Here is a 10,412-nt window from a genome sequence, read left to right as displayed (position 1 = left end):
GAGCCAGCACACCGACCAGCACCCCCAGCCCCATCACATAACCGAGGACCTCTTCACTGCGCCGGATGAATTCACCGTTCACGACCCGCACTCCGCCGTTTCCGTCACGCGCTCACACCGGACTCGTACTCCCAGTGCCAGGGCTCTTCATTGGATCCGCCCTCGCGCATCTGCTCCGGCTGGAACCAGCCGTAGTTCGCACTGTTCGCGTTGACCCAGTTGTACCGCTCGCCGCCGAAATGCATTCCGTCGATATCGACGGCCAGGCCCCAGCCGTGATTGCTCGTTCCCGGCCGCGCCGCCGCCGGATAGCCGAGGCGGGAGTGGAGCTCCACCTGCTTGGCGTAGTCCCGGTAGGCGGCGTTGAGCGGCATCGGATGGCCGAACTCCTCCTCGAAGGCGTCGTCCATCCGCAGGAAGGCCACCGCGGCGTCGGCCCGGAGGTACATTCCGGCCTGGTCCAGCTCGCACAGCACCTCGGTGGGGATGCGGCCGTTGTCGTAGCCCGCGGTCCGGTCGGCGCCGGTCGCATCGCACCCCCCGTACTGCTGCGGCCCGCTGTATCCGGTCTGCTCGACGGCGGCGCCCTCCGCGGCCCCGGGGCCCGCCATGCCGGTGGTCGCGGAGATGAGCACCGTTCCCGCGATCCCCGAGAGGGTGAGCATCCCGGCCGAGGCGGCGTACTCGGTCCGCGCCTCGCCGCGGTCGCCGCGGCGGCGCAGCCGGCGCCTCCATCCGCGCCCGATCCCGAGCATCATGCGGCGGCACCGCTCTCCGGCGCGGAGGAGGCCACGGTCCACTCTTCACCGCCTTCGAGGATGACGAGCACCTCGTGCACGCCGAGGTCGACCTCGGCGCCGCCGTCCACCGGGACTCCGGTCAGGGCGATGCTGAAGTGGACCGAGTCGGCGAGGAGGGAGGAGACGGCGCGGATCTCCGCGGCCCCCTCGGTCTCCCGGCCCTCCCGGTCCAGGCGCTCGGCGCACGCGCCGATCGACTCCAGCACCGGCCCGTCCGGCACGTCGGCGAGCGCGGCGGCCGACCGGACCCGCTCGGCGTAGCGGCCCTCCGCCTCGCCGGGGCGGAACGTGCCGTAGGCGTCCGCGTGCAGCAGGGCCGCCTCCGCGGCCTCCCGGTAGTCCTCCTCGCCGAGGGGGAGCACCTCGTCCAGGGAGGGGACGCGCTCGGCTCCCACCGCCTCCGCGGCGCCCTCCGGGGAGGCCCGGTCCAGCGCCGGCCGGCCGAAGCCGACGGCGCCGAGTACCAGCAGGCCGAAGACCGCGGCCACGATGGCGGTCGTACGCATGCGCTCTCCTTCCGGACGGGGCCGCACCCCGCGCGGGGTGCGGCCGGGGCGGGGCGGGCCTTCGCGGCGGTGCCGCGGCGCCGCCGCGGTCAGCCCGGTGTCGGCATCGCCTTCTTCCCGCGCCCGCGCAGCCCCACGGATTCGGCGCCGTACGCCTGGGCCGAGCCCTCGCCCGAGACCGCGCCGGCGATCGCGCCGAGCAGCCCGAGGGGCTGGACCGCGCCGATCGCGGAGAGTGCGCTTCCGATGCCCGAGGCGGCGAGCCCGAGCCCGCCCATGGCGACCCTCCCCAGGGCCCCGGGGGCCGCCCTGAGCAGCCCCATCGCCGCGCCTCCGAGGAACTTCAGCGCCTTTCCGCCGGCCCGCATGGCGAACCGCCCGGCGGAGCGCAGCAGCGCCCGTCCGCCGGCGCGCAGGGCGATGCCCCCGCCTATGCGCAGCACCGCCCCCGCTCCGGCCGCGATCAGAGGAGCCGCCATCGCCGATCACCGTCCTTTCTCGTTCTGCTCTTCTTCGGAGACCGCCCCCGCGTCCGCCGCCGGTGGCCGTTCACGCCTGCGTCGCCTCGGGGTACACGCGGACCGCCCCGACGAACGTGAGGGGGTACTCGGCCACCGAGACGATGGAGACGGGGGTGCTCGGGTTCGGGGCGTGGATCATCTCCCCGTTTCCGAGGTAGAGGGTGACGTGCCCCGGGTAGATGCTGCTCCCGTTGTCGTAGAAGAGGAGGTCGCCCGGCTGCAGTTCCTCGATGACGAGTCCGTCGGTCTGGAACTTGCGGGCGGGGACGCTCCACCCTCCGTGGTCCGGGTCGAACTGGCCGGTGGTGACGCGCGGAATGGTGATCCCGGCCGCCGCGTACGCCTGCATGGTGAGGCCGGAGCAGTCGAAGGAGTCCGGTCCCGTCGCGCCCCAGACGTAGGGCTTCCCCAGCTGCTCGCGGGAGTAGGTGAGCACCGCCTCCTGGTGGTCGCCGAGGCCCGGCGGCAGCCACGGCATGCCCGCCGGGGTCGCACCGGGCTCGCACTCGCGGCCGGTGGCGGCGTTGGAGACGTTCGACGCCGTCCGGATGTTCAGCGCCGGCGCCGTCTCCCAGCTGCCGTCCTCCGCGTAGACCGACGCGATGGCCTTGACCTGCTCGACGTACCAGTGCGCGAGGTTGTGCCGGTAGATCGCGCAGTCCAGCGGGTCGGTGACCGCCGGTGAGGCGTTCGCGCACGAGTCCGACGGCGAGGAGCCGTAGTCCGCCTCCGCCCGGCGCTCGATGTAGGCGAGCTTGAACGTCGCCGACATGATGTTGTCCCACGGGTCCCAGGCGTTGACGATCCCGTCGCCGTTGCCGTCGATACCGAAGTGGCTCGTGCCGAAGACGGAGGGGTCGCTAGGGACCTCCCCCACCTCGTAGGTGTGGGCGCGGTCCTCGACCCTCTCGATCGGCCGGCCGCCCCAGCCGTTGGAGGCGGCCCCGCCGGCCAGGTCCGAGGGGTCGTCCGGGTCCGCCACGCCCATCTGCATGATGCCGGCGGCGCCCCAGGCGTTCCGGGTGCCCTCCTGGACCCCCGAGGGGCTGCCGTCGCCGTGCGCCAGGAACCGGCCGTGGTGCGTCTCCTTCGCGCCGATCGCGGCGATGATCTCGAACGGGACGCCGTACGCCTCCGCCGCCTCCTGGTAGACGGGGAGCAGGTCGGAGGGGATGTCGATCGGGATCCGGACCTCCGTGCCGAAGTTCCCGTTCTCGCCGTAGGCGTCGATGACCGCCTGGTTGCCGTCCCGGTGCGGGGCGATCGACTGCTCCACGTACGACGCGTTCGACACCCCTCCGGCGGAGACCTCCGCGGCGCCCGCACCGCAGCCGTAGGTCGCGGCATAGCCCACCGACCCGGCGAGGATCAGCGCCGACGCCGCCGAGGAGGCCCGCAGCGCGGCGGCGCCGCGGTCGCCGCGCCGGGCCCGCCCCGCCTCCGCCGGCGCCCTCACGGCGCCCTGCCGTCGCCGAAGTCGCCCGCGTCCGCGAACTGGACGTCGTAGACCAGCCAGCGGTCCTCTTCGCGCGCGACCGTGGCCGCGTACTCCTGGAAGGGCTCCCCGCCGCCCGCCTCCGCCGCGGAGACCAGGAAGACCACGGACGTCTCGCCCACGCTGCGGATGCCGTGCACGGAGGCCTCCGCCCGCACCGCCCCCTCCGGTCCGCGCTCCGCGACCGGGGCGGCGAGCGTCTGCTCAAGCCTCGCCGCGAAGCCGTCGGAGAGGCCGGTCCCCAGGCGCTCCATCCGCTCCGCCGGGGACTCCTCCGGGTCGGTGGTCGCGTAGGCGGCGACGAACTCGGCGGCGACCTCCGCGCCGGCCTGGAGCTCCTCTGCCCCGTGCGGCAGGAGGGCGAGGACGTCGTCGGGGACCTCGGTGCCGCCGCCCGGGGCCGAGGGCGCGGGCGCCGGCCCCTCCGCGGACGGGTCCCGCGATCCCTGGCGCAGGGCGAGGACGGCGAAGGCCGCCAGCAGCGCCACGAGGACCGCCAGCACGCCGACGACGAAGGGCTCGGTGCGCATCGGCCCCCGGGCCGGAGCGAGAGGAGAGCGTCGCACGCTGCCTCCGATCGGCATGGGCACACGGGAAAAGGGGAACGGGGAGCCCGCGGGGGCGGGCGAATGGGAACAGGGATATCCCGGACGGCCCGCGGATCGCAATCTCCTCCGATGGCCGGCTGGACACCGAGCGTGCCGGTGGATAACGATTCGCTCAACCGCCGGATAAAACCCGGGGAACCGCACCCCGCACCCCGCCTGTCCGGGCGGAACGGGAGGTCGGCGACTGAACTCCGGCGGCCCGGCGGGGCACCACCGGAAAGTGTGGCGAGGCACCACCTTTTCCCGGGATCAATGGACCGGAAAGGCGCCCGAATTCATTCACTCTGCGCGACCGGTTTCGATTCCATAACTTGCGCGGAACCGCCGCACAGGCTAGTAATTGTGCCCCGCGGCCGCCCGGACTCCCCGGCCCCCGCGGAGCGCACCGCGGGCATTTCGCCCCGAAGACGCCCCCAGGCCCTGACCCCTGCCCGGGCGGCGCCGCGGCCCCAGCTCCACGCCCCACTCACAGAGACGAAGAGAAGCCATGCTGCAGCAACAGACGGCACCTTCCGAGGCCGTCGGGGTGCTCGATGGTCTCACCGCCGACGCGCTGCCGGACTGGACCAGTGAACCCGTCCTCCTCGGCTGCCACGGCGGCGCCGGAGCCACGACCCTCCGGGTCCTGCTGGACGCGCCCTGGGATCTGGGCGCGTTCGCCGCCGAGCGGAAGCGCATCGGCACCTACGGCCGCCCCCTGGTCCTGGTGACCCGGAACACCTCGGCGGCCTCGGCGCACACCGGGCCGGTGCTCGGCGTCCTCGAATCCAACGGGATCCGGCCGGCCGCGCTGGTCATCGTCGCCGACGGGGCCGGACCGGAGCCGGCCGAGGCCACGGCGCGGTTCCGCCTCGCCGAGGAGCGGGTGCTGCGGACCGTCCGCTTCCCCTTCGTCGCCGGCCTGCGCTTCGTCGACACCGCCGACGCCGGCCGGGTTCGGCTGCCCCGCAAGGCGCAGCAGGCCCTGGACGAGATCACCGCGGCCTGCCTCGACCACGCCGCAGCCCTGTTCCTGAACGCTGGAGACGACTGACCCATGGACGGGATCCTTCACCTGGCCGCGGACGCCCTGGCGGCGGCCGCCGCGCTCCCCGCCGACTTCGGTTGGACGAGCAACCCCGACCTCCCCGACTTCGAGGGCGAGCACGACCCCATCCAGAGCGTCATCAACTGGGGCCAGGGCATCATCGTCGTCATCGGGATCATCGGGATCCTGTTCGCGGCGGGGAAGATGGCCGTCGGCAAGTTCGGCCGCTCCGACCTCGCCGCCGACGGCGTCGGCGGCCTGGTCTGGACCGTCATGGGGATCTCGCTGATGCTCGTGGCCATCCCGATCATCAACGCCGTCGCGAACACGGCCTGACGATGTCCGGCGATCACCGCGGCCCCGGCCGCACCGCGCCCGCCGCCCCGCGAAGGGGGCGGTTCCGATGACGGTCGCACCGGCCGACGTGCTCGCCGCGGCGGAGGTCCTGCTCCAGGTGGAGACGACCTACGCGCCCGTGCCGCGGATCCCCGACTTCGGGTTCGGCGACACGCAGTCCGGCGGCGAAGGGGCGATCCAGCGCTTCCTCGGCTACGCGCAGGGGGTGGTGGTCGTCCTCGGCGTCATCGGGGTGCTCTACTCCGCCGGGAAGATGGCGGCCGGCCGGCTGGGCCGGTCGGAGGTCGCCGCCGAAGGGGTCGGCGGCCTGGTCTGGACCATCATGGGCGTCTCCCTGATGCTCCTCGCCATCCCCATCGCCACCACCCTGACCGGCGCCGAATGAGGCGCCCCCGGGCGGCCTGAAGCGCCTCGCGCGCAGTGCCGCCGAGGAGGGCGCACCGAACCGTACGCACCGCCGGGCCGGAGAGGAGGAACCGTGAACAACGGCAGCGGGGAGGGCCTCGGCTGGATCGCAGGGTCGCTCCAAGAGGTCACCGAGACGCTCTTCGACCTGATGCGGGCCAACCCGTTCTACCTGAACACGGAGACCGAGCCCTACTCCCCGGGCGACGCGGTCGGGCTCATCACGCCCCAGGTGGACCAGGGCTGGCTGCACATCCAGAACATCCTCAACCCGTTCGTCCTCTTCCTCGCGACGCTGGGCATCCTGCTGGCCGCGCTCCGGCTGCTCTGGCAGCGGCGCCTCGACCCGATGATGGACCTCATCCGCGGCCTGCTGACGGTGATCGTCACGACGTTCGCCGGCATCTTCATCGTCACCGTGCTGGTCGCCCTCAGCCGGGCGCTCACCGACATGGTGCTCCACTTCAACCTCGATCCGGACGAAGTGGACCAGGACCTCCTCGACCGCGCCGCGGAGGTCTACCCGAGCGTGCTGCGCACGGCGATGAACGAGGAGGCCGAGAGCGTCGGCTTCGCCGGGCCGGCGGCGCAGGGCGCCATCACCGAGATGGTGGGCCTGGCCGTCATCGTCGGCCTGACCGTGCAGGTCGTGGTGCTGGCGCTGCTCCAGGCCATCATCTACCTCATCGTGTGCGTGCTGCCGCTCGCCGCGGCCAGCACCATGGTGCCCAACCTGCGGATCTTCACCAAGCTCGTCGGCTGGCTGCTCGCCTGCCTGCTGTACAAGCCGCTGATCATGCTGATGTACCTGGCCGGGCTGGTCCTGCTGGGCATCAACACCGGCGACAACGCGCTCTTCCGCTACCTGCTCGGCGCGGCGGTCATGCTGCTCGCGACCGGCGCGCTCCCCGTGCTGATGAAGCTGATGAGCTCCCCCGGCGTGTGGGCGCTCGCGCTGGGGTCGACGTTCCTCGGCGGAGGGAGCGGCGGCGGCTCCGGCGCCGCGACCGGCGGTGCCTCCGGTGAGGGCGCCTCCGGCGACGCGTCGGGGGCCGGCGTGCAGAACACGTCCGCCGGCGGATCCGCCCCGGGAACGGGGGGCGGCGACGGGTCCGCCTCGGGCGCCGAGGCGGCCAACGACCGGGCGGGCAGCGTCGAGGCGGGCCTGGGCAACGCCGACTTCGGCTCCGGAGCCGCGGTGCAGACCGCCGGGTTCGCGGGCGACGGGGGCTCCCTCGCCGCGGCCGGCGACGCGGGGGGCGAGCTCGGCGGGTCCGGTGGCGCCCTGCTCACCGGGGCGACGGGCGGCACCGACGGCGGCTCGGCGGTCACCGGGGCCGCGGCCGCCGGAGGCGCGGCCGGGGCCGCGTCCACCGGCGGCACCGCCGGGGGCGCGGGCGCGCCGCAGGCCGGCTCCGCCACCGCCCTGGAGTCCGACGGCGCCGTCTCCTCCGCGGCGGAGTCCGCGGTCGCCTCCGAGGTGTCGCTCGACGGGGGCGGCGACGCCGCCTCCGGAGCCGCCGACGCCGGTTCCGCCGGCGATCCCGGCTCCGCCCTCGCCGCTCCCGGCGCCGCGGACGCCGGGTCCTTCGGCGACCCCGGCACCGCCCTCTCGGACGGGGTCGAGGCCGCCGCCCCCGGCACCGTTCCCGCCGTCCCCACCGCATCGCACGACGCGCCCACGGGCGCTACGGAGGCGTGATCATGGCCCGCACCTATGGCGGCTGGCGCCGCAGACGCAGCATCGGCCTGTTCGGCCTGGGCTTCGGCGGCACCCTGGCGCTGCTGGGGTGCCTGGTGTTCCTCATGCTGTCGGGCCTCTACGCGCCGGCGCTCGCGGTCTACGTGCTCCCGGTGATGGTGGTGGTGTTCGCGCTCGCCGCGGTCCCGGTCCAGGGTGCGTCGCTGCTGGGGTTCCTGATGACGCGGCTGCGGTGGCGCTGGGCCGCGCTGCTCGGGCACACCCGGTACCGGGCCGGGGTCATGGTGGAGCACCCGCGGGCGCTGCAGCTGCCCGGCATCCTCGCCCCGGTGACCCTGCTCTCCTGCGAGGACGGGCGCGGCGGCCGGTTCGGCATCGCCTGGAACCGCCGGCTGGGGCACATGACCGCCACCATCCGGGTCTCCTCCAACTCGGTGTGGCTCGCCGAGCCGTCCGAGGTGGACGGCTGGGTGGCGAACTGGCACCGCTGGCTCGCCTCGCTCGGCTACATGCAGTGGATCCGCTGGGTGGCGGTCACCGTCGAGTCGCGCCCCGACCCGGGCACGGCGCTCCGCGACGGGGTGCGCGCCGAGATCGACCCGAGCGCGCCGGGCGCCGCCCGCAAGATCGTCGACGACCTGGTGCGGCTGGCGCCGGCGGTGAGCGCGCAGATCGAGACGCGCGTCGCGATCACCTTCGACCCGCGCCGGTTCCCCGTCCCGCCGAAGAACCGCCTGGAGGCGGCCGCGGAGGTCGGCAGCTACCTCGGCACGCTGGAGAGCAGCCTGTCCGGCACGGGGGTGACGGTGCTCGGGCGGGCCACGCCGCAGCAGCTCGTCGGCTGCGTCCGGTCGGCCTTCGACCCGGCCGCGCTCAAGGACGTGAACACCATGGTGCAGAGCAGCCCGGACGACATCGAGACCGGCGATTGGAGCGACGCCACCCCCATCGAGGCCGAGGCGCGGCACGACCACTACACCCACGACAGCGGCACCAGCGTCGCGTGGGTCTGGCAGGAGGCGCCGCGCACGCACGTGACCAGCACCGTCCTGGCCGAGCTGCTCGCGCCGACGCGGTGGACCAAGCGGACCACGCTGCTCTTCCGCCCCTGGCCGGCGGCGGCCGCCGCGCGCGCCCTGGAGGCGCAGAACTCGGCCGCCCAGTACAAGAGCGAGCTGTCCTGGCGGATGCGCCACCGGGTGAGCGCCCGCGACAGCCAGGACCTCGCCTACGCCCGGCAGGCGGCGCGGGAGGAGACCCGCGGCGCGGGGCTGGTGCAGATGAGCCTGTACACCTGCGCCACCGTCGACGCCCCCGAGCAGCTCAAGCAGGCGGTGGCGCACACCGAGGCGGCGGCCGAGACCTCCCGGATCCGGCTGCGCCGCGCCTGGGGCAGCCAGGACGTCGTCTTCGCCACCACCCTGCCGCTGGGCGTCTGCCCGCCCTTCCTCATCCAGCGCGGGATGGGGTGAGGGCGCCGTGACGACCACCGAGTACCCGGGCCCCGGGCACCCCGCGGCCGGCGGAGGCGCGGACGGCGCGCCGCGGCGGGGGGCGGAGCGCGACCGCGAGGTCATCGCGCCGCTCTTCGGCTGGCGCCACCGCGGCGGCGGCCTCGCCCCCAACATCCCCGACGCCGTCGAGTACCAGGCCACCACGGCGCAGGCGTGCGGCCTGTTCCCCTTCGTGACCAGCAGCAAGCCGCCCGCCGTCGGCACGCCGATCGGGCGCGACCTGCTCTCCGGCGAGGTCGTGTGCATGGACCCGATGGCGTGGCTGCGCGCCGGGCTGGTCACCAACCCCGGCTGCTTCGTGCTGGGCCAGCCGGGCACGGGCAAGTCGACGTTCGTGAAGCGCCTCGTCACCGGCGCGATCGCGTTCGGCTCCCAGGCGATCATCCTCGGCGACACCAAGCCCGACTACACGGCGCTCATCGCCCACCTGGGCGGCCAGGTGGTGAAGATCGGCCGCGGCCTGGAGCGGATCAACCCCCTCGACGCCGGCCCGCTGGGCGGGGTCATGGACCGCCTCGACCGGGTGGACCGGGAGAAGCTCCGCTGGGAGGTGCGGTCGCGGCGGATCTCCCTGCTGATGGCGCTCTGCACGCTGATCCGGGAGGGGCGGATCGACAACTCCGAGGAGGTGGTGCTCGGCGCGGCGGTCGACCTGCTGGACGAGCGGCTGGCCGGAAGGCGCCAGCCGACCGTGGTCGACGTGCTGCGCGTCGTCGAGGAGGGGCCCGAGGCGCTGCGCTCGTTCGCCCGCGCCGACGGCCGGGACCGGTACGCCGAGCGCGTCGACGCGCTCGTCTTCACGCTCCGCCTGCTGTGCACGGGGTCGCTGGCCGGCGTGTTCGACGGGGAGACCACCTCCCCGCTGGACATGGAGGCGCCGGCGGTCAGCGTGGACATCTCCCGGGTCGGCGCGGCCGGCGACAAGCTGCTCACCGCGGCCATGCTGTGCACCTGGAGCTACGGGTTCGGCATGGTGGACGCGACCTCGGTCCTCGCCGAGCAGGGCCTGGCCCGGCGCCGCTCCTACATCGGCGTGATGGACGAGCTGTGGCGGGCGCTGCGCGGGGCCCCCGGGCTGGTCGAGTTCGCCGACTCCCTCACCCGGCTCAACCGGTCCAAGGGCATGGCGTCGGTGATGGTGACGCACTCCCTCAGCGACCTGGAGGCGCTGGCGACCGAGGAGGACCGGGCCAAGGCGCGCGGGTTCGTCGACCGGTCGGCGATCACCGTGCTGGCCGGCCTGCCCCCGCGCGAGCTGGCCTGGGTCAACCGGATCACGCCGATGACCGGGCCGGAGCGCGGCCTGGTCTCCTCCTGGTCCTCGCCGGACTCCTGGCAGCCCGGCGCGCGCCACCCGGGCCGCGGCAAGTACCTCATCAAGACCGGTGCGGAGCGGCTCGGCATCCCCGTGCAGATGTCGCTCACCGCCGACGAGCGCGTGCTCTACGACACCGACCAGGCGATCCGGAGGCAGTGA

General features: G+C 74.2%; 11 protein-coding genes. 6 read left to right on the top strand and 5 right to left on the bottom strand.

The genetic code is table 11. The features are described from left to right. Positions 1–104: 104 nt before the first annotated feature. The 5 genes from D459_RS32140 to D459_RS32130 form a co-directional block, all read right to left on the bottom strand. On the bottom strand, positions 105–758 hold the full coding sequence (locus D459_RS32140; protein ID WP_017594533.1) for a M15 family metallopeptidase: 654 nt from the start codon (positions 756–758) through the stop codon (positions 105–107). Continuing rightward, positions 755–1,306 carry a hypothetical protein gene (locus D459_RS0118700; RefSeq protein WP_017594532.1) on the bottom strand — a complete coding sequence of 184 codons (552 nt, stop codon included), beginning with the start codon at positions 1,304–1,306 and terminating at the stop codon, positions 755–757. The genes D459_RS32140 and D459_RS0118700 overlap by 4 nt, the downstream gene beginning before the upstream one ends. Positions 1,307–1,395: 89 nt before the next feature. Beyond that, the gene (locus D459_RS0118695) at positions 1,396–1,785 is read right to left on the bottom strand and encodes a hypothetical protein (protein ID WP_017594531.1); all 390 of its coding nucleotides are present in this window, start codon (positions 1,783–1,785) and stop codon (positions 1,396–1,398) included. A 70-nt stretch (positions 1,786–1,855) separates the two neighbouring features. Beyond that, positions 1,856–3,283 carry a C40 family peptidase gene (locus tag D459_RS34520; RefSeq protein ID WP_051065477.1) on the bottom strand — a complete coding sequence of 476 codons (1,428 nt, stop codon included), beginning with the start codon at positions 3,281–3,283 and terminating at the stop codon, positions 1,856–1,858. Next, positions 3,280–3,888, bottom strand: coding sequence for a hypothetical protein (locus D459_RS32130; protein WP_152523039.1), 609 nt, complete (start codon positions 3,886–3,888; stop codon positions 3,280–3,282). The genes D459_RS34520 and D459_RS32130 overlap by 4 nt, the downstream gene beginning before the upstream one ends. 529 nt (positions 3,889–4,417) lie before the next feature. Between D459_RS32130 and D459_RS0118680 the strand changes: the two genes are divergently transcribed. From D459_RS0118680 to D459_RS0118655, 6 genes are all read left to right on the top strand, one after another. After that, positions 4,418–4,963, top strand: a complete 546-nt coding sequence (locus D459_RS0118680) for a hypothetical protein (protein WP_017594529.1) — start codon at positions 4,418–4,420, stop codon at positions 4,961–4,963. Positions 4,964–4,966: 3 nt separating this feature from the next. Continuing rightward, the gene (locus tag D459_RS0118675) at positions 4,967–5,293 is read left to right on the top strand and encodes a hypothetical protein (protein ID WP_017594528.1); all 327 of its coding nucleotides are present in this window, start codon (positions 4,967–4,969) and stop codon (positions 5,291–5,293) included. Between the two features lie 67 nt (positions 5,294–5,360). Further along, a complete protein-coding gene (locus tag D459_RS0118670) occupies positions 5,361–5,699 on the top strand; it encodes a hypothetical protein (protein WP_017594527.1) in 339 nt (112 codons plus the stop codon). 93 nt (positions 5,700–5,792) lie between these two features. Further along, the gene (locus D459_RS33775; RefSeq protein ID WP_017594526.1) at positions 5,793–7,421 is read left to right on the top strand and encodes a hypothetical protein; all 1,629 of its coding nucleotides are present in this window, start codon (positions 5,793–5,795) and stop codon (positions 7,419–7,421) included. Positions 7,422–7,423: 2 nt separating this feature from the next. Further along, complete coding sequence (locus D459_RS0118660; protein ID WP_026120529.1) at positions 7,424–8,893, top strand: SCO6880 family protein; 1,470 nt, start codon at positions 7,424–7,426, stop codon at positions 8,891–8,893. 7 nt (positions 8,894–8,900) lie between these two features. Beyond that, entirely contained in the window at positions 8,901–10,412 is a 1,512-nt protein-coding gene (locus D459_RS0118655; protein ID WP_017594524.1) for a hypothetical protein, read from the top strand.

This window comes from Nocardiopsis potens DSM 45234, from assembly GCF_000341105.1.
In the GTDB taxonomy this organism is placed as follows: Bacteria; Actinomycetota; Actinomycetes; order Streptosporangiales; family Streptosporangiaceae; genus Nocardiopsis_A; species Nocardiopsis_A potens.
The sequence above is the reverse complement of the archived record's forward strand: the minus strand, read 5'-3'. Positions and strand labels throughout refer to the sequence as shown.

What these genes read in the sequence shown, in the direction of transcription:
- D459_RS32140 (WP_017594533.1), bottom strand. Translation starts at nt 758, where the DNA reads ATGATGCTCGGGATCGGGCGCGGATGGAGGCGCCGGCTGCGCCGCCGC.
- D459_RS0118700 (WP_017594532.1), bottom strand. Translation starts at nt 1,306, where the DNA reads ATGCGTACGACCGCCATCGTGGCCGCGGTCTTCGGCCTGCTGGTACTC.
- D459_RS0118695 (WP_017594531.1), bottom strand. Translation starts at nt 1,785, where the DNA reads ATGGCGGCTCCTCTGATCGCGGCCGGAGCGGGGGCGGTGCTGCGCATA.
- D459_RS0118680 (WP_017594529.1), top strand. Translation starts at nt 4,418, where the DNA reads ATGCTGCAGCAACAGACGGCACCTTCCGAGGCCGTCGGGGTGCTCGAT.
- D459_RS0118675 (WP_017594528.1), top strand. Translation starts at nt 4,967, where the DNA reads ATGGACGGGATCCTTCACCTGGCCGCGGACGCCCTGGCGGCGGCCGCC.
- D459_RS0118670 (WP_017594527.1), top strand. Translation starts at nt 5,361, where the DNA reads ATGACGGTCGCACCGGCCGACGTGCTCGCCGCGGCGGAGGTCCTGCTC.
- D459_RS0118660 (WP_026120529.1), top strand. Translation starts at nt 7,424, where the DNA reads ATGGCCCGCACCTATGGCGGCTGGCGCCGCAGACGCAGCATCGGCCTG.